Source organism: Halomonas sp. HAL1 (genome assembly GCF_030544485.1).
Taxonomy (GTDB): Bacteria; Pseudomonadota; Gammaproteobacteria; order Pseudomonadales; family Halomonadaceae; genus Vreelandella; species Vreelandella arctica.
This window is the reverse complement of record NZ_CP130610.1, coordinates 66,825-86,490: the sequence shown is the minus strand read 5'-3', so window position 1 is coordinate 86,490 and position 19,666 is coordinate 66,825. Positions and strand designations below refer to the sequence as shown.

Annotated in this window: 11 protein-coding genes and 2 rRNA genes; 7 read left to right on the top strand and 6 right to left on the bottom strand. The window is 54.7% G+C overall.

All coding sequences use genetic code 11. The features are described 5' to 3' along the window. Nucleotides 1-34: 34 nt before the first annotated feature. From Q3Y66_RS00365 to lldD, 3 genes are all read right to left on the bottom strand, one after another. Nucleotides 35-2,925 (bottom strand): 23S ribosomal RNA (locus Q3Y66_RS00365). Between the two features lie 305 nt (nt 2,926-3,230). Continuing rightward, nucleotides 3,231-4,763 (bottom strand): 16S ribosomal RNA (locus tag Q3Y66_RS00360). The 16S and 23S rRNA genes sit together here, the layout of an rRNA operon. A gap of 480 nt (nt 4,764-5,243) precedes the next feature. Further along, complete coding sequence (gene lldD, locus Q3Y66_RS00355; protein WP_008959632.1) at nt 5,244-6,398, bottom strand: FMN-dependent L-lactate dehydrogenase LldD; 1,155 nt, start codon at nt 6,396-6,398, stop codon at nt 5,244-5,246. Between the two features lie 268 nt (nt 6,399-6,666). Between lldD and Q3Y66_RS00350 the strand changes: the two genes are divergently transcribed. From Q3Y66_RS00350 to Q3Y66_RS00340, 3 genes are read left to right on the top strand one after another with little or no spacing between them, the layout of a single operon-like run. Continuing rightward, complete coding sequence (locus Q3Y66_RS00350; RefSeq protein ID WP_008959633.1) at nt 6,667-7,440, top strand: GntR family transcriptional regulator; 774 nt, start codon at nt 6,667-6,669, stop codon at nt 7,438-7,440. Next, nucleotides 7,437-9,356, top strand: coding sequence for an ATP-binding protein (locus Q3Y66_RS00345; RefSeq protein WP_008959634.1), 1,920 nt, complete (start codon nt 7,437-7,439; stop codon nt 9,354-9,356). The genes Q3Y66_RS00350 and Q3Y66_RS00345 overlap by 4 nt, the downstream gene beginning before the upstream one ends. After that, the gene (locus tag Q3Y66_RS00340; protein WP_008959635.1) at nt 9,349-10,731 is read left to right on the top strand and encodes a sigma-54 dependent transcriptional regulator; all 1,383 of its coding nucleotides are present in this window, start codon (nt 9,349-9,351) and stop codon (nt 10,729-10,731) included. The genes Q3Y66_RS00345 and Q3Y66_RS00340 overlap by 8 nt, the downstream gene beginning before the upstream one ends. Here the strand turns inward: Q3Y66_RS00340 and Q3Y66_RS00335 are convergent. From Q3Y66_RS00335 to Q3Y66_RS00325, 3 genes are all read right to left on the bottom strand, one after another. Further along, nucleotides 10,707-11,378, bottom strand: coding sequence for a metal-dependent hydrolase (locus Q3Y66_RS00335; protein ID WP_008959636.1), 672 nt, complete (start codon nt 11,376-11,378; stop codon nt 10,707-10,709). The genes Q3Y66_RS00340 and Q3Y66_RS00335 overlap by 25 nt on opposite strands. A 128-nt stretch (nt 11,379-11,506) precedes the next feature. Continuing rightward, the gene (locus tag Q3Y66_RS00330; RefSeq protein ID WP_008959637.1) at nt 11,507-12,052 is read right to left on the bottom strand and encodes a gamma carbonic anhydrase family protein; all 546 of its coding nucleotides are present in this window, start codon (nt 12,050-12,052) and stop codon (nt 11,507-11,509) included. A 51-nt stretch (nt 12,053-12,103) separates the two neighbouring features. Then, entirely contained in the window at nt 12,104-13,444 is a 1,341-nt protein-coding gene (locus Q3Y66_RS00325; RefSeq protein ID WP_008959638.1) for a sodium-dependent transporter, read from the bottom strand. Between the two features lie 216 nt (nt 13,445-13,660). Between Q3Y66_RS00325 and prlC the strand changes: the two genes are divergently transcribed. The 4 genes from prlC to Q3Y66_RS00305 all read left to right on the top strand — a co-directional run bounded on the left by prlC (nt 13,661) and on the right by Q3Y66_RS00305 (nt 19,601). Next, entirely contained in the window at nt 13,661-15,709 is a 2,049-nt protein-coding gene (gene prlC / locus Q3Y66_RS00320; RefSeq protein WP_008959639.1) for an oligopeptidase A, read from the top strand. Nucleotides 15,710-15,767: 58 nt separating this feature from the next. Further along, nucleotides 15,768-16,019, top strand: coding sequence for a YheV family putative zinc ribbon protein (locus Q3Y66_RS00315; protein WP_008959640.1), 252 nt, complete (start codon nt 15,768-15,770; stop codon nt 16,017-16,019). Between the two features lie 283 nt (nt 16,020-16,302). Continuing rightward, on the top strand, nt 16,303-17,295 hold the full coding sequence (locus tag Q3Y66_RS00310) for a TAXI family TRAP transporter solute-binding subunit (RefSeq protein ID WP_008959641.1): 993 nt from the start codon (nt 16,303-16,305) through the stop codon (nt 17,293-17,295). A gap of 104 nt (nt 17,296-17,399) precedes the next feature. Further along, complete coding sequence (locus Q3Y66_RS00305; protein ID WP_008959642.1) at nt 17,400-19,601, top strand: TRAP transporter fused permease subunit; 2,202 nt, start codon at nt 17,400-17,402, stop codon at nt 19,599-19,601. Nucleotides 19,602-19,666 lie beyond the last annotated feature (65 nt).

Genomic DNA, 19,666 nt, shown 5'->3' with positions numbered 1-19,666 from the left:
CGTCATCATCGCGACCAGACCCCTTGGGTGTTATAGGGTCAAGCCTCACGGGCCATTAGTACACGTTAGCTCAACGCCTTGCAGCGCTTCCACACCGTGCCTATCAACCAGCTGGTCTCGCTGGGCCCTTCAGGAGGCTCTAGGCCTCAGGGATGTCTCATCTTGAAGGGGGCTTCCCGCTTAGATGCTTTCAGCGGTTATCCCGTCCGACCATAGCTACCCGGCAATGCCACTGGCGTGACAACCGGAACACCAGAGGGTCGTCCACTCCGGTCCTCTCGTACTAGGAGCAGCCCTTCTCAAACATCCAACGCCCACGGCAGATAGGGACCGAACTGTCTCACGACGTTCTAAACCCAGCTCGCGTACCACTTTAAATGGCGAACAGCCATACCCTTGGGACCGACTTCAGCCCCAGGATGTGATGAGCCGACATCGAGGTGCCAAACACCGCCGTCGATGTGAACTCTTGGGCGGTATCAGCCTGTTATCCCCGGAGTACCTTTTATCCGTTGAGCGATGGCCCTTCCATACAGAACCACCGGATCACTAGAACCTGCTTTCGCACCTGCTCGACGTGTCTGTCTCGCAGTCAAGCACCCTTATGCTCTTGCACTCAATGCACGATGTCCGACCGTGCTGAGGGTACCTTCGTGCTCCTCCGTTACTCTTTAGGAGGAGACCGCCCCAGTCAAACTACCCACCACACACTGTCCTCGATCCGGATAACGGACCTGAGTGAGAACGCCAATGATGCCAGGCTGGTATTTCAAGGTTGGCTCCCTTCGAACTGGCGTCCAAAGTTCAAAGCCTCCCAGCTATCCTACACAGGCAACATCAGCGTCCAGTGTGAAGCTATAGTAAAGGTTCACGGGGTCTTTCCGTCTAGCCGCGGGTACACCGCATCTTCACGGCGATTTCAATTTCACTGAGTCTCGGGTGGAGACAGCGTGGCCATCATTACGCCATTCGTGCAGGTCGGAACTTACCCGACAAGGAATTTCGCTACCTTAGGACCGTTATAGTTACGGCCGCCGTTTACCGGGGCTTCAATCAAGAGCTTCGCCTTGCGGCTAACACCATCATTTAACCTTCCGGCACCGGGCAGGCGTCACACCCTATACGTCCGCTTGCGCGTTAGCAGAGTGCTGTGTTTTTAATAAACAGTTGCAGCCACCTGGTATCTTCGACCGGTTCGGGCTTAGAGAGCAAGTCTCATCACCCTACGCCGGCGTGCCTTCTCCCGAAGTTACGGCACCATTTTGCCTAGTTCCTTCACCCGAGTTCTCTCAAGCGCCTTGGGATTCTCTCCCTGACCACCTGTGTCGGTTTGGGGTACGGTCGCACATGATCTGAAGCTTAGAGGCTTTTCCTGGAAGCGTGGCATCAGTGACTTCCTGACCGTGGTCAGTTCGTTTCGTGTCTCGGCCTGAAAAGGGTCCGGATTTACCTAAACCCTCAGCCTACTCACTTTCACCAGGACAACCAACGCCTGGCTCACCTAGCCTTCTTCGTCCCCCCATCGCAACCATGTCCGGTACGGGAATATTGACCCGTTTCCCATCGACTACGCCTTTCGGCCTCGCCTTAGGGGCCGACTCACTCTGCTCCGATTAGCGTCGAACAGAAACCCTTGGTCTTCCGGCGAGGGAGTTTTTCACTCCCTTTATCGTTACTCATGTCAGCATTCGCACTCGTGATACCTCCAGCAGACTTCTCAATCCACCTTCATTGGCGTACACGACGCTCCTCTACCGCTCATCCAAAGGATGAACCCGTAGCTTCGGTACCTGGTTTAGCCCCGTTACATCTTCCGCGCAGGCCGACTCGACTAGTGAGCTATTACGCTTTCTTTAAAGGATGGCTGCTTCTAAGCCAACCTCCTAGCTGTCTGAGCCTTCCCACATCGTTTCCCACTTAACCAGGATTTCGGGACCTTAGCTGACGGTCTGGGTTGTTTCCCTTTTCACGACGGACGTTAGCACCCGCCGTGTGTCTCCCACGCGTTACTCACCGGTATTCGGAGTTTGCCTCGGGTTGGTAAGTCGGGATGACCCCCTAGCCGAAACAGTGCTCTACCCCCGGCGGTACTACATGAGGCGCTACCTAAATAGCTTTCGAGGAGAACCAGCTATCTCCGAGCTTGATTAGCCTTTCACTCCGATCCACAAGTCATCCAAATCTTTTTCAACAGATCCTGGTTCGGGCCTCCAGTTGATGTTACTCAACCTTCACCCTGCTCATGGATAGATCGCTCGGTTTCGGGTCTATATCCAGCGACTGTGTCGCCCAGTTAAGACTCGGTTTCCCTACGGCTCCCCTATACGGTTAACCTCGCCACTGAATATAAGTCGCTGACCCATTATACAAAAGGTACGCAGTCACAGAACAAGTCTGCTCCTACTGCTTGTACGCACACGGTTTCAGGATCTATTTCACTCCCCTCTCCGGGGTTCTTTTCGCCTTTCCCTCACGGTACTGGTTCACTATCGGTCAGCCAGGAGTATTTAGCCTTGGAGGATGGTCCCCCCGTCTTCAGTCAAGGTTTCTCGTGCCCCGACCTACTCGATTTCACATGATCAGATTTTCGACTACGGGGCTATCACCCGCTACGGCCGCGCTTCCCAACGCATTCGCCTAATCAGTCACATGCTTAAGGGCTGGTCCCCGTTCGCTCGCCGCTACTAGGGGAATCTCGGTTGATTTCTTTTCCTCAGGGTACTTAGATGTTTCAGTTCCCCTGGTTCGCCTCGTACACCTATGTATTCAGTGCACGATACCGATCTTATGATCGGTGGGTTTCCCCATTCAGAAATGCCCGGGTCACAGGTTGTTGCCACCTCACCGAGCCTTATCGCAGGCTACCACGTCTTTCATCGCCTCTGGCTGCCTAGGCATCCACCGTGTGCGCTTCATTGCTTGACCCTATAACCCGAAGGAGTCTGGTATCTCGCAATGATCACGTTTCATTTTGCCGGATACGCTGACGCGTATCACAATTTAAGACCACTTCTTGCGAAGTGTTCTTGTCAGCATGATATACATTGTTAAAGAGCGACTGCTATAAGCAGTGATAAGCGTTCTTTCCTATTAAAAAAAGAAAAGACCTTTAAAATTCAAAAGCTATTTTTTCTTTTTAACGTGAAAAAAGAGTCACTTATCACTGCGTATCAACAGCATTCTGATCAGGTAATTCATTGTGGACGCTTACTGACGCGTGACGCATCGTTTAAGGAGGTGATCCAGCCGCAGGTTCCCCTACGGCTACCTTGTTACGACTTCACCCCAGTCATGAACCACACCGTGGTGATCGCCCTCTTGCGTTAGGCTAACCACTTCTGGTGCAGTCCACTCCCATGGTGTGACGGGCGGTGTGTACAAGGCCCGGGAACGTATTCACCGTGACATTCTGATTCACGATTACTAGCGATTCCGACTTCACGGAGTCGAGTTGCAGACTCCGATCCGGACTGAGACCGGCTTTAAGGGATTCGCTGACTCTCGCGAGCTCGCAGCCCTTTGTACCGGCCATTGTAGCACGTGTGTAGCCCTACCCGTAAGGGCCATGATGACTTGACGTCGTCCCCACCTTCCTCCGGTTTGTCACCGGCAGTCTCCTTAGAGTTCCCGACATTACTCGCTGGCAAATAAGGACAAGGGTTGCGCTCGTTACGGGACTTAACCCAACATTTCACAACACGAGCTGACGACAGCCATGCAGCACCTGTCTTACAGTTCCCGAAGGCACACCAGAATCTCTTCCGGCTTCTGTAGATGTCAAGGGTAGGTAAGGTTCTTCGCGTTGCATCGAATTAAACCACATGCTCCACCGCTTGTGCGGGCCCCCGTCAATTCATTTGAGTTTTAACCTTGCGGCCGTACTCCCCAGGCGGTCGACTTATCGCGTTAACTTCGCCACAAAGTGCTCTAGGCACCCAACGGCTGGTCGACATCGTTTACGGCGTGGACTACCAGGGTATCTAATCCTGTTTGCTACCCACGCTTTCGCACCTCAGTGTCAGTGTCAGTCCAGAAGGCCGCCTTCGCCACTGGTATTCCTCCCGATCTCTACGCATTTCACCGCTACACCGGGAATTCTACCTTCCTCTCCTGCACTCTAGCCTGACAGTTCCGGATGCCGTTCCCAGGTTGAGCCCGGGGCTTTCACAACCGGCTTATCAAGCCACCTACGCGCGCTTTACGCCCAGTAATTCCGATTAACGCTTGCACCCTCCGTATTACCGCGGCTGCTGGCACGGAGTTAGCCGGTGCTTCTTCTGCGAGTGATGTCTTTCCTGCCGGGTATTAACCGACAGGCGTTCTTCCTCGCTGAAAGTGCTTTACAACCCGAGGGCCTTCTTCACACACGCGGCATGGCTGGATCAGGGTTGCCCCCATTGTCCAATATTCCCCACTGCTGCCTCCCGTAGGAGTTCGGGCCGTGTCTCAGTCCCGATGTGGCTGATCATCCTCTCAGACCAGCTACGGATCGTCGCCTTGGTAAGCCATTACCTTACCAACTAGCTAATCCGACATAGGCTCATCCAATAGCGGGAGCCGAAGCCCCCTTTCTCCCGTAGGACGTATGCGGTATTAGCCTGGGTTTCCCCAGGTTATCCCCCACTATCGGGCAGATTCCTATGCATTACTCACCCGTCCGCCGCTCGTCAGCATCTAGCAAGCTAGATCTGTTACCGCTCGACTTGCATGTGTTAGGCCTGCCGCCAGCGTTCAATCTGAGCCATGATCAAACTCTTCAGTTTACAATCATTGTGATCCTTACTCGCTGACCTACGAACTAGCCGAAGGCAGCAAAAGCGGATCAAACTTGGCTCAAGGTTCAAACGAATTCATTCAAAACAGGTTTCGAAAAACCTTATTGCTTGAGTCGCTTGCCTTGATATTTGGTGATTTGCCACCAACATCAGCAAGCGCCCACATGAATTACCTGATCAAATTGTTAAAGAGCGATTTCGCTGTGTTTGACTGGCGAACCGTTGAACTGGCTTGCCGCAGCGAGGAAGGCGTATTTTACGCATTTCCTGGTGGTTGTCAACCGCTGTGTTTAGCGGGTGAAGCGAGCGATGAAACTTGCGCTAACTTCCTGGCAAACCAAGGCTTTTACACCTTATACACCGCTGGTAACGCTTGGCGTCCCCGGCAGCGGATGCGTACTCTACGGTTTCGCGGACGCGTTGGCAAGAGCTTTTTTAATATTGATAGTAGTAAGGCGCAAGCGACGCTTAATAGACATCGCGGAGCGAAGTTGGAACCAAAGAATCAGACCCGAGGTCGGCGATGCTATGGGCCCCGGTGAGTGTCATTGCTACCCGCATTTCCTTTTCGAATAACTCAAGCAAATGGGTAACGCCAGCCTCGCCGGCAGTGGCAAGAGCATAGATGTAGGCACGCCCAAGCAATACCGTGTCAGCACCCATAGCAATCATCCGCACGACATCAAGTCCGCTGCGTATACCAGAATCAGCCAGTATCGCTATGTCACCTTTAACCGCATCGGCGATAGCAGGCAAAGCACGCGCGGTAGAAAGTACCCCATCAAGCTGGCGTCCACCATGATTAGAAACAACAATGCCATCCGCGCCAAAGCGAACCGCCTCACGAGCGTCTTCGGGATCAAGTATGCCCTTGATGATCATAGGGCCATCCCAGAACTCCCGAATCCACTCCAGGTCTTTCCAGGAGATAGCCGGATCGAAGTTGTCACCAAGCCAGGCAATATAATCTTCAAGCTCCGTTGGCTTACCGCGATAATCAGATACGTTACCCAGATCATGGGGGCGGCCATGAACGCCCACATCCCAAGCCCAGAAAGGATGCATTGCGGCCTGAGCCATTCGCCGGATTGGCCCATACTTGCCGCTCATACCAGAGTGCGCATCGCGATAACGCGCCCCAGGCACCGGCATATCGACGGTAAAAACCAGCGTTTTGACGCCAGCGGCCTTAGCTTTCTCCAATGCATGCTTCATAAAGCCACGGTCTTTCAGCACATAGAGCTGAAACCAGATAGGCCGATCGACTGCCGAGGCTACTTCATCGATTGGACACACCGATACTGTCGACAGCGTAAAGGGTATACCTTTATTAGTGGCTGCCCGCGCCGCCTGCACTTCACCACGCCTTGCATACATGCCTGCCAACCCCACCGGCGCCAAAGCAATCGGCATGGCAAGTTTCTCACCGAACAGCTCGGTCTCCAGTGACAATGAAGACATATCCTTCAGCACGCGCTGACGTAACGCGATACCGGCAAGATCCTCGACATTATGCCGCAGCGTATGTTCGGTATAAGACCCGCCGTCCGCGTAATGAAACAAAAAGGGCGGGATACGGCGCTTGGCCGCTTGTCGGTAATCCGTGGATGCTGAAATGATCATGGCGAGCCCTATGCAGTGTATGCGTTTTACATCGACGCTCAATTGTTAGAATTGGTTTTACCAATTGACAAAAAAGTAACGCCAACATTAGTGAGGCGCCTTAAGCGTGTCAAACGATGATGCCGCTTTATAGCACCCCACTGCGCTATACTTTAGTTTAAAGCCGCTATTCATGGGCCTGACAACACCACCCCCTGCCCTAGAGACTCTTGAGCTAAGGCTTCAAAGCCCTTAATATTGGTCTTACCAATTAAAGGAGCCAACCAACATGAGCTACCCACCGCTCCGCCAGCAGCGCTTGGCCGATGTAATTACTGAGCGCCTAGAAGCCATGATGTTGGAAGGCAGCCTAAAACCAGGGCAACGTCTGCCTCCTGAGCGTGAATTGGCCGAACGCTTCGGCGTCTCGCGCCCTTCTTTACGTGAAGCAATCCAAAAACTAGCGGCTCGCGGTTTACTGACCAGCCGCCAAGGCGGCGGCACTTTTGTTAACGACGACCTCAGCAATGGTTATACCGACCCATTGCTGGAAATGCTTTCCCGCCACGACGAGTTCAACCTGGATTTACTCGAATTCCGTGATGCCATGGAAGGGATATCCGCTTATTACGCTGCACTGCGTTCAACACCCGCGGATAAGGCCGTTCTGATCCAGCGTTTTGAAGAGCTCGACGGCGGCTTCGCCGGTGCCGACCCTATTCAAGAAGCGAAACTGGATGCAGCGTTCCACCTTGCGATTGCCGAGGCTGCCCATAATGTTTTGCTGCTACATACCATTCGCGGCATTTTTCATCTGCTGGAGAAAAGCATTGTTAATAATCTCGCCCACTTGTTTGCCAAGGAAGGTTCACGCAGCCAATTAATGCAACAGCACCGCGCTCTACTCAATGCCATTTTAGAAGGGCGCGCAGAAGATGCCCGCACTCGCGCCCACGAACATCTAGTGTTTGTCGAAGAAGGATTGTTGGAAATGGCTCGGGCAGAGACACGCGCCCAGCGCGCCCTTCGCCGCGCCCAAGGCAATAGCAAGACACCGGCATGAACAGCGCTGCCATGACCAATCAAGCCCCGGCTCCTTTACCACTACGTTGGCGGCGCCTGTGGCTACTGGTCATTTCGCTCGGCTTGCTGTTATGTGTTTGGCAGGCTGCTCACCTAGCGCGTGAGCAAGCGCTTTCCAACCTGCAGGACGATGCTGAAAACGAGCTGCGACTGTCTGCCGCCAACTTGAACGGCTATTTGCTGCGCTACGACTACCTGCCGCAAATGCTTGCTACCCGGGAAGGCGTGCAGCGCTTTCTGGCCTCTCCCGACAGCCAAGACCCAATGCCATTGAATATGCTACTGGATCGTTTCCGCTTCACAGCAGGCGTGTCGGACGTCTATCTGCTCAACCGCGATGGCGACACGATCGCCGCCAGCAATTGGCACCGCCCCAATACCTTTATCGGCCAGAACTATGCATTTCGCTCCTACTACACCGATGCCATTGCAGGCGGCCAGGGCCGTTTTTTTGGTTTGGGGATCAAGTCTCTTGAGCGGGGCTACTACTTTTCTTCGCCCGTGTGGCTAGACGACACCTCGCCAGATTCACAGCCAGACGGGGTGTTAGTGGTTAAAGTCCTGCTAGATGACGTTGAAGAGAGCTGGGCGGAACAGGATGCCGAGCTGTTTGTGACCGATAGCGACAACATCATTTTCATGGCCAGCCACCCAGAGCTGCGCATGAACGCACTTTACCCGCTCAGCGATGAACAGCGCCAAACACTGCACGACACTCGCCGCTACGCCATGGAGCCGCTGTCGCCTTCGGGTATAGAAGTCGATGCGCCTTACCGCCAGGGCAGTCAGCTGGTCAGTTTCTCCCAGGGCCCGCTAAGTAACGGCGACTACCTTAGCCTGACCCGGCATATTCCTGAGTTTGGCTGGCAAATGCATATTTTAAAGCCGCTAACACCAGTGATTAGTGCCCAATGGATTGCCGCCCTCATGGCAGGCGGCCTTTATGGTGTGGTAACGCTTGGTGTGGGCATTGGCTGGCAGCGTCTAAGGCTGCGTCGTGAGCGGGAAGCATTTGCCCAACGCGAGCGCAACACTTTGGCCCGCGTGCGTGACGAACTAGAAGTCAGCGTTGAACGCCGCACTCGTGACCTGGTGGCCAGTAATCAGCGCCTTTCCGATGAAATTGAAGAACGTCGCCGCGCTGAAGCCAACTTGCGTCAAACCCAGGATGAGCTTATTCAAGCCGCCAAACTGGCGGTATTAGGGCAACTCGCCGCGGGCATCAACCATGAACTCAATCAACCGCTGGCGGCTATTCGCGCCTACGCAGAAAACGCCCGTCGCTTTATCGCATTAGCCCGCCACGACAAGGCGGATGCCAACCTGGAACAAATTGTCGAGCTAACCGAACGCATGGCGGATATCAGCGCCCAGCTGCGGCAGTTTTCGCGCAAAAGCAGCGAACGTCAGGAGACGATATCGGTACAAGCTTGTATCGACTACGCCTTACGCCTGTTTCAGAGCCGCCTGCGCGAAGGCAATATCAGCATTATTCAGGATTGGCCCGATGAAACGCTGTGGGTAAAAGGCGACCTGGTGCGGCTGGAACAGGTGCTGGTTAACTTAATCGGCAATGCACTGCAGGCTATGAAAGGCGTGCCAACCCCACAACTGATCTTAGGGGCGCATACCCACCAGCAGCAGGTCGTTATCAGCGTTACCGATAACGGCCCTGGCATTCCCGAGGAGCATTTAGGGCATATTTTTGAACCCTTTTTTACCACCAAGGCGCCAGGGAGTGGTTTGGGTCTGGGGCTTTCAATCTCTTCACGTATCATGGACGATCTAGGCGGCAAGCTGCAGGCTGCTAACCAACCCGAAGGGGGCGCCTGCTTCACCATTACCCTGTCCCACTCAACATTTACGCACCCCCAGGAGCGCACTCACTATGCATGAGCCGTCGACGCTGCCGGTCATGGTGATCGACGACGAACCGCATCTGCGGATCACCGCCAGCCAAACCCTCGAACTTGCGGGCTACACGCCCTACTGCTTTGAATCGGCAGAACAAGCGCTGGCGGCATTAACGCCGGACTTCCCCGGCGTGATTGTTAGTGATATCCGCATGCCGGGGATGGATGGCATGGCGTTACTGCATGAGCTACACAGCCGCGATGCCACCCTGCCGATTATTTTAATCACCGGCCACGGCGATATTTCTACCGCGGTAGAAGCGATGCGCGCAGGCGCCTGGGATTTTCTCGAGAAGCCCTTTGCCGGTGATCAACTGCTGGATGTGGTACGTCGTGGTATTGAAAAGCGCCAGCTCAGTTTGGAAAACCATCGCCTAAAAGCGGAACTAGAGGTGCAACAGGCCGCATTAGGGCCGCGGTTGGTAGGGCGCACACCGATCATTTCACGGCTGGCCTCGATGATTCAGCGCATCAGCCAAGTGGAAGCCGATGTATTGCTGTTTGGCGAGACAGGCACCGGCAAAGACCTGGTCGCCCGTGCCATTCACGAGCGCAGCGCCCGGCGTAACAGTCCGTTTATGGCCATTAACTGCGGTGCGGTGCCTGAAAACACCATTGAGTCAGAGCTGTTTGGTCATGAAAAAGGCGCCTTTACTGGCGCCGTAGAACGGCGCATCGGCAAGTTTGAACACGCTAATGGCGGCACGGTATTTTTAGATGAAATTGAATCGATGCCCATGGCGCTGCAGGTCAAACTGCTGCGGGTACTGCAAGAGCGCAGCGTCGAGCGGCTAGGCGCCAATGAAACCGTTCCGCTTAATATCCGCGTGATTGCGGCCACCAAAGTCGATCTCAAAACCGCCTCTGAAGAGGGAAATTTTCGCGAAGATCTATACTACCGGCTGAACGTGGTTACCCTGCCGCTGCCCGCGCTGCGTGAGCGGCGCGAAGATATTCCTTTACTGTTTCAACACTTTGCCGTGGTGGCTGCCAACCGCAGCGGGTTGGAAGCGCCAACCCTAGACAGCCCCGCCATTGCCGCCCTGCTGGCCCACGACTGGCCCGGCAATGTACGTGAGCTGCGTAACCTTGCTGAGCGTTATGTGCTGCTGGGTGCTGCTTTTGATTACCGCCTGGACGCGCTGCTGGAAGGGGTCAACGCCGATACCGAAGAGCTCACTCTGCCGCGCCAGGTAGAGCTGTTTGAAAAGAGCCTGATCAGCCAATCATTGGCGCGCTACCACGGCCGGGTAACCGACGTGTGTCGCCACTTAGGCATTCCGCGCAAAACCTTTTACGACAAACTTAAAAAGCACGGACTCAACGCCGACGACTACCGCCACAGCAGCGAGCCTTGATGCAGCAATTCACCCAATACCGACCAGGGCGGCACCCAGGGGATTAGCGTAAACGTCGCAATCAGCATCAACAGATTGGACATCGGCCGACGGCTATCGCCTAACTTCAGCGCCGTTCCAAACGAACGCTTTAGCCGGGCACCCTCCAGGTCAACGCTATATATTTCATCCAAACTCAGATGAATCAAAAAACCGACCAACGTGGCAGCCCCGTGGGACCAGGCCAACCACGCTGGCTGGCCGAGTAAGTTAAAACTAAACGCGGCGGCCAGTAGGCTACATAGCCCACCTGCCAGCAGAGAGTGCCAAATACCGCGGTGAACGGTCAGTCGCGAAAATAGTACGCCCGCCAAATAGCGAACACAGAAGTAGATCCCACCACAGGCAACCAACAGCGCACCAGGCGTTAGCCAGGGCTGGAGCAACAGTGCCCCCAGCACCAAGGCAGGCACTGAAAGTAGGTTAAATATCAAACGGATAGAGTGAGAACGGTCGGCATCAATATCGGGCAGAATGCCACCAAACGTGACCAACGCAATCATCACCACCGCCTGGGAAGGCGGCCACCATTGGCCTTTCCAGCCTGCGTAAGCTACTAGCATGCCGCCCGCCGCTGCTACCGTAATATGCGTGCGAAAATTAGCCATGACGCGGCATCCCAGAGTCTGCAAAACAGAAAACTGTATAAATTAACAGATTTCTTGCGGCCGCGACATGACTTATTTAGAAAAAAAGGTTGGCTGAGCAACTGCTTAGGCTTCCCTAAGAAAAATGATTAAAGAGACGCTTCTGCCAAGAAACGGTCTTTTAATTTGACGTAGTTACCGGCGGTATAGGGGAAGAAAGCGCGCTCTTTATCTTTCAGCGGCCGCATCGCTTTGGCCGGATTACCAGCATACACATAACCACTTTCCAAATGTTTACCCGGCGTGACGACAGCACCCGCGGCGATAATGACCTCGTCCTCGACGACCGCGCCATCCATCACAATCGCGCCCATCCCTACCAGTATCCGGCTGCCCAGCGTGCAGCCATGCAGAATCGCTTTATGGCCGATCGTCACGTCGTCCCCAATGGTGAGCGGAAAGCCGTCGGGGCTGAAGTCACTGGCGTGGGTAATATGCAGCACGCTGCCATCCTGCACGCTCGTTCGTGCGCCGATACGAATACGGTGCATATCGCCACGAATCACCGTCATTGGCCACACGGAGCAGTCGTCACCCAGCACCACATCTCCAATGACCACGCTGGCCGGATCAATATAAACACGCTCACCCAATTGGGGTTCGATACCTTGATAGCCTCTTAGCGCACTGCTCATCACTCGCTCCTGAAATGTTGGAAGGAAAACGTAGAGAACTTGACCAACCCACTATAGCAACCCGGCCAATAGAACAATAAAGGTCAGCGGAATCGACACCCAGCGGATGATATTACGCCACACTAAGTAGCCGCTCTCACCAACACCTAACGCGCTGACCACCCTTTCACGTGGCATGATCCAAGCCGCAAAAATCGCGATTAGCAGGCCACCCAGTGGCAGAAAAACATCCGGCGGTATACTGCTAACCAGCTCAAAGACGTTGCGCCCGAACAGCGGCCGAAACTCAGCCAGGGAGGAGAAGGAGAAGGCTGATAATAGCCCGATCAACCAGACGCTGAGCGCTACGATCGCCGTCGAAATACTCCGACGCAGCCCCAGCCCTTGCAGCGTGGCGACCATCGGCTCCGCCAGATTAATCGCCGATGTCCAGGTGGCCAACAGCAGCAGTAAAAAGAACACGCTTAGCCATACCGAGCCCCATGGCAGCTCAGAAAAGGCGATAGGCAACGTCACAAACATCAAGCCCGGGCCGTCGGCAGGGTCCATACCCTGAGCGAATACCACTGAGAAAATAGCGATCCCCGCCAGTAACGCCACGCTGATATCGAGTACTGCGACCGCAACCGCCGCCTTGGGTAAGCTTTGCTCTTCCGGCATATAAGCGCCATAGGCCATTAATGCACAGGCCCCCACCGCCAACGTGAAGAAGGCATGGCCCATGGCATGCACCACTACCGATGGTGTCAGCGCCTCGAAAGAGGGTAAGAACAGCCACGCCAGCGCCGTACCAAAACCATCGGTCGTCGCGGCATAGCCCGCCAGTAGCAGCAACAACAGATACAACAGCGGCATCAGCAGGTTGTTCAACCGCTCCAGCCCCTTGGCAACGCCCGCCGCTACCACGGTCATGGTCATAAATAGAAACAGCGAGTGATTAAAAATCAGCAGCCCCGGATTGGCTAAAAAAGATTCAAAGCTGGCACCGATCTCAGCGGCACTCGCGCCATTAAAGTTGCCGTTAACAGAGGCCACCAGAAACTCAATCGACCAGCCGGATACCACCGAGTAGAACGATAAAATGCAGAACACGGTGAGCGCCCCGAACAACCCTAGCCAGCGCCAGTGCGGGGAAGCCCCCGCCTCGGCCGCCAAGGCCCCCAGCGCCTGCATCGGCCCACGCCGACCGGCACGGCCAATCAGGATCTCGGCCATCATTACTGGAATCCCCAGCAGCAGCACGAACGCCACGTAAATCAGCAAAAAGGCCGCGCCACCATTCTCCCCTGCCACATAAGGGAAGCGCCAGATGTTGCCTAACCCCACCGCAGCACCTGTTACCGCCAAGATAAAGGCCCGCTTCGACCCCCAGCGCTCCAGCGTCTCGCTCATCACATGCTCCTGCCATTGGTGGCAATAAAAGGCGGCAAGACTAGCAGGCGCTTGCGTGCAGGCCAAACCCTAAGCGTAAACCCGGATATTAAACATCGTTGTTATAGTTATTGAAGCGAACATTGAAACGCAGCCCCACCGCCCGCACTGTGTCATTATTATTGCGCGTTTTGCGCTTCCTATACGGTTTTAAAATTGCTGCCACCTGAGGTGCCTATGTCCACCAACCCGCTGCTTGAAACGCACGAGCTACCCCCCTTTGCTGAGATTCGCGCCGAGCATGTGGAGCCCGCTGTGGAAACGCTGCTTAGCGAGAGCCGCGAAGCCATTGACCGCCTCGCCGAACAGGCAGCCGCCGCCCCGCCAAGCTGGGAGAATTTTGCGGTGCCACTCGAAGCCGTCAATGACCGGCTGACTAAAGCATGGTCACCGGTCTCGCACCTTAACGGCACCATGAACTCTCCAGAATTGCGCGAAGCATATCAGGCATGCCTTGAAAAACTCTCCGCTTTTGGCACCTGGGTTGGCCAACACGAAGGGCTGTTTCATGGCTGGCAAGCGCTAAAAGAAGGCCCGGCCTGGGAAACCCTGGATGCCGCACAGCGGCGTACTGTTGAGAATGCGCTGCGCGATTTTCGTCTGGCCGGTGTCGACCTTCCCGCAGACAAAAAAGCCCGCTACGGCGAGATTCAGTCGCGGCTCTCCATGCTGTCAAACCAGTTCTCGAATAACGTGCTGGATGCCACTCAAGCATGGCATAAAGATATCGACAGCCAAGAAGCCTTAGCAGGTGTACCCGAAAGCGCCCTTGAAACATTAAAAGCGACTGCCGAAGCGAAAGGCGTGGCGGGCTACCGTATTACCCTGGATTTCCCCAGTTTTTTCCCGGTGGTTAGCTACGCTGACAACCGCGAGCTGCGTCGCGAAGTGTATACCGCCTTCGTTACCCGCGCCTCAGACCAGGGCCCTGACGCGGGTAAGTTTGATAATGCCGCGATCATGGAAGAGATACTGGCGCTACGTAGCGAAATTGCCCAACTACTCGGCTTTGAAACCTACGCTGATTATTCACTGGCCACCAAAATGGCAGAGTCCCCCGAACAGGTGCTCGACTTTCTCAACGATTTAGCCCGTCGGGCGCTTCCCCAGGCGCAAGAAGAGTTTGCCGAGCTAAGTACTTATGCCCGTGACGAACTTGGCCTGGAGGCGTTAGAACCGTGGGATGTTGCCTACGCCAGTGAAAAATTGCGCGAAGCGCGCCATGCTATTTCTCAAGAACAGCTGCGCCCTTACTTTCCCGCGCCACGGGTGGTCGATGGCTTGTTTCAGGTGGTCGAGCGTCTTTATGGCGTGCGCTTTGAAGAAGATACTGAAGCGCCTCGCTACCACCCTGACGTACGCTATTTCCGCATCACCGAAAACGGCCAGCCGATTGCCGGTTTTTATCTGGATCTATACGCCCGTGAAGGGAAGCGGGGCGGCGCTTGGATGGCTGATTGCCGCGTGCGGCGTCAAACAGAGCAGGGCCTGCAATTGCCGGTCGCCTTTTTAACCTGCAACTTCACGGCCCCGGTAGGCGGTCGACCTGCGCTGCTCACCCATGATGAAGTCACCACCCTGTTCCATGAGTTTGGTCACGGCCTTCACCATATGCTGACCAAACAGGATATTGCCGATATTTCCGGCATTAATGGCGTTGCCTGGGATGCCGTCGAACTGCCCAGCCAGTTTATGGAAAACTACTGCTGGGAGCGCGAAGGGCTAGACTTGCTCGCCAAGCACGTGGATAGCGGCGAACCACTGCCCGCCGAGCTGCTTGAGCGCCTGCAAGCGGCTAAGAATTTCCAATCCGCCATGGGCATGATGCGTCAAATCGAGTTCTCACTGTTTGATTTACGACTGCACCACGAGTTGAGCGCTCCCAGCGCCAGCGACGTACAAAACTTGTTAGATGAAGTGCGCGATGCCGTATCAGTATTGCCGAAAGTAACGTACAACCGCTTTCAGAATAGCTTTGGTCACGTATTTGCCGGGGGCTACGCTGCCGGTTATTACAGCTATAAATGGGCGGAAGTGCTCTCGGCGGATGCCTGGAGCGCCTTTGAAGAGGCCGGTATCTTCGACCCTGAAACAGGACAGCGCTTTCGTTGTGAAATCCTCGAACAGGGCGGCGCCCGAGACGCGGCGGATCTGTTTGTTGCCTTTCGTGGCCGTGAACCCAGCGTCGAACCGCTGCTGCGCCACTGCGGCATTCGCGCTGCTTAAGTTTTTTAAACCCTTTCCCATGCGTGGCACCTTGGGTGCCACGCGTTTGGAGTTTTGAATGTCGACTGTTAAACGCTTTATCGCCGGTGTTACCTGCCCGCGCTGTGCGGCGATGGATCGTATCCGCGCCTGGGAACAAAACGGCATCCGTTATCGCGAGTGCGTCAGCTGCGATTTTTTTGAGCAACTGCCCATCGAAGAAGATGCGCTTACTGAGATGACCACTAGGGTCAACCAGGTTCGTGATGATCAGAAACAGCAGGATGTGCAACCCGTACGCATTATGGATCCAGGCAAGTCTTCCCGCTAATTCCCTCCTCTCGCACTGGTCGTATCAGAAGAGCGCAGCAAGTGTGCGGTTATCCGCACACTTAAAAGCCGTTTCCGTGCGAACAACCGGACACAATAGCGAAAAGCCCTTTCCACCAAAGTTGAATAAAAAAATTATAAGCATTTGATTTTAAATAAATAAATATAAGATGGCACAACTATCGCTGTAATAACTGCTGCATAGCCTGATTAATGCCGTTCGATGAGCGCTATTACTCGGAATCATCAGACTATAACCCCAATAACAGCTAGGAACTTTCGCCATGCGCAATCAAATGCCTAAAACGTTCACTCTTCTCGCCAGCAGCGCCCTGCTTGTGGCGGCTGCCAGCAGTGCTCAAGCTCAAGCAGACCGTTCCGGTTGGCCTGACAACTTCACTGTAGGTACCGCAAGCCAAGGCGGCACTTACTTCGTTTACGGTTCAGGCTGGGCAAACTTTATTGCTGATGAGCTGGGTGTATCGGGTGGCGGTGAAGTCACCGGTGGCCCTACTCAAAACCTGGCACTCGTGCACACGGGCGACATGGCATTTGGCTTAACCACCATGGGTCCCGCTTCTGATGCCATTAAAGGCGAAAGCCCACTGGCGCCTGGTATGAAGATGGACAATGTATGCGCCATGTTCCCCATGTACGAAACGCCGTTCTCCATTACCGCGCTTGCTGACAGCGGCATTGAGTCAATCTCCGATATTCCGGATGGCGCACGTATCGGTTTTGGTCCGGCTGCCTCAACGTCTGACACTTACTTCCCGGCCATTTTAGAAACCTTGGGCGTTGACTTCGAGCGCCGTAACGGCGGCTGGTCAGACCTGGGCGGTCAGTTGCAGGATGGCCTACTTGACGTTGTTGCCTTCGCTGCGGGCATTCCGATCCCGGCAGTTAGTCAGTTGGAAGTACAAACTGACGTCAACATCATCGAATTTAATGAAGAAGAGTTAGCTACGGTACTGGAAAACTACCCAGTCGCTGAATTCATGATCCCGGCGAACACTTATACAACGCTTGAAGAAGATGCTCGCGCTGTCTCCATGTGGAACTTCGCTATCGCTGGCTGTGATCTGCCGGAAGACTTCGTTTATGAAGTCACCAAAGCCACCATGGAAAACAACGACCGTATGCGCTCTGTGCACCGTAGTGCTGAAACCACCATTCCAGAAAACATCAAGCACAACACCGTGCTGCCGTTCCACCCCGGTGCTGCTCGCTGGTATGAAGAGAACGGCTATGAAATTGCTGATGACATGATCAACTAAGCAACCTTAAACCGTTCTAACTGCCCCGTTTCCGGTTTCGCCGGGCGGGGCAGCTTTCGCTGCTACCCCCCCTTTGTCTGCTTTTGCTGTGAGGGTGAACTCTAATGAGTCACAAAACCGACCAAGAACCCACTGGCCTCAAGGATGATGCCCACGCGGCTTCTGCGATACCAGAGTCTATTGCTGATGGTGTCGATGACGACGTTGTTGAACCCAATCGCCGCCTGTTTACGGGCTGGCAATTCTTGCTATTTGCGGCATTAGCGATCGCTTACTCAAGTTTCCATCTGATTTCACTCAACGTGTATCCGATGGAAACCTGGTCGTTTCGTATCGTACACATTGCCGGTGCGCTTATTCTGGGTTACGGGCTATTTGCCGGTGCCCGCTTTGCCGAGGACGATCATCAGGCGTCAGGCGCCTGGATTAAGTGGGTTAGCTATGCGCTACTGATCCCCGCTGCCTATACCTTGGCGCAAGTTTTCGTGATGTACCAAACGCTCAGCGGTAGTGCCATGCGCATCGACCCAAGTGTCGAAAACTGGCACTACGGCTATCCGCTCATGGCGACCACGGCGGGTGCGATTGTGCTGTCATGGTTTTACCGTCAAGCTCGGCACCGCTTCAACCCTGCCGATTTGGTGCTGATGGTTTGCGCGATGGCGAGCGCAGGCTATTTGCTAGTGGCTTATAACACCAATATCCGTATGTCGACGGGTACGTCGTTTGCGCCGTCAGGTATTTCCTGGGCGGCCATCGCAGGTTCTCTGCTGATTCTAGAACTTACTCGCCGAGTAGCTGGTTTAGCGTTAGTGGTGATTTCCGCAGTCTTTTTGACCTACGTTTTCGCCGGTCCTTATTTACCGGGCTTTTTGGGCTATCCGGGCCTGTCACTGCAGCGTTTCTTCAGCCAGGTGTACACCGATGCCGGTATCCTCGGGCCCACCACGGCAGTGTCATCGACCTATATTATTCTGTTCATCATTTTTGCCGCATTTCTTCAAGCTTCGAAAGTCGGCGACTACTTCGTTAACTTTGCCTTTGCCGCAGCGGGTCGTGCTCGCGGTGGCCCCGCTAAAGTGGCTATTTTCGCCTCTGGCCTGATGGGCATGATCAACGGCACATCGGCGGGTAACGTGGTTTCTACCGGCTCCCTGACCATTCCTTTGATGAAGAAAGTCGGTTATCCCGCGCGTAGTGCGGGTGCCATCGAAGCCGCCGCTTCAACCGGTGGGCAGATCATGCCGCCAATCATGGGTGCTGGCGCGTTCATCATGGCTGAAGTGACCGGTATTCCGTATACCGAAATTGCCATTGCGGCGATCATTCCTGCCATCCTCTATTTTGCCTCTATCTACTTTATGGTCGACTTTGAAGCCGCCCGTAAAGGCATGCGTGGCATGCGCAAGGATGAGATCCCGCTGTTCTCGAAGCTGGTGAAACAGGTTTACCTGTTTGCGCCCATTATTATCCTGATTGTCGCGCTGTTCATGGGCTACTCGGTTATCCGAGCGGGCACCCTGGCAACCGCTTCAGCCGCCGTTGTGAGCTGGATTTCGCCCAATAAAATGGGCCTTCGTGCAATCCTTAAAGCCCTGCAGATTGCGGGCACCATGTCGATTCAGATTATCGCCGTGTGCGCCTGTGCAGGCTTAATCGTCGGGGTGATTTCGCTGACGGGTGTCGGCGCGCGCTTCTCATCTCTGCTGCTTGGCCTCGCCGGTGTCAGCCAGTTGCTGGCGCTAGTATTCGCCATGTTGATCAGCATTTTGTTAGGTATGGGCATGCCGACCACCGCCGCCTATGCGGTGGCCGCGTCCGTCGTTGCGCCAGGCCTAATCAATATCGGTATTGAGCCACTGATCGCGCACTTCTTCGTGTTCTATTTTGCCGTCGTGTCGGCGATCACCCCGCCCGTTGCCTTGGCCTCTTATGCAGCCGCCGGCATTTCTGGCGACAACCCCATGGGCACGTCAGTGGCGTCGTTCAAGATTGGCTTGGCCGCGTTCATTGTGCCGTTTATGTTCTTCTACAGCCCGGCCATGCTGATGGAAGGCTCGCCGATGCAGATCTTGCGTGTTGGGGTGACTGCAACGCTGGGGATTGTTCTGCTGTCGGGCATGGTACAAGCGTGGTTCTTTGGACCGGTTAATGCTTGGCAGCGCGTTGTCATGCTGGTGGGGGCGATGTTTATGATCTACGGCGGTATCTATACCGACGTCCTCGGCCTCGCGATTGGTATCGTGCTATTCGTTATGCAGCGCAAGCTACACGGCGGTGGTAATAAAATAGCGCAAGCTGGCTGAGTGGTTTAAGCCGCTAAATACGAAGCGTAAAAAAACCCCGCTCAACGTTGTTGAGCGGGGTTTTT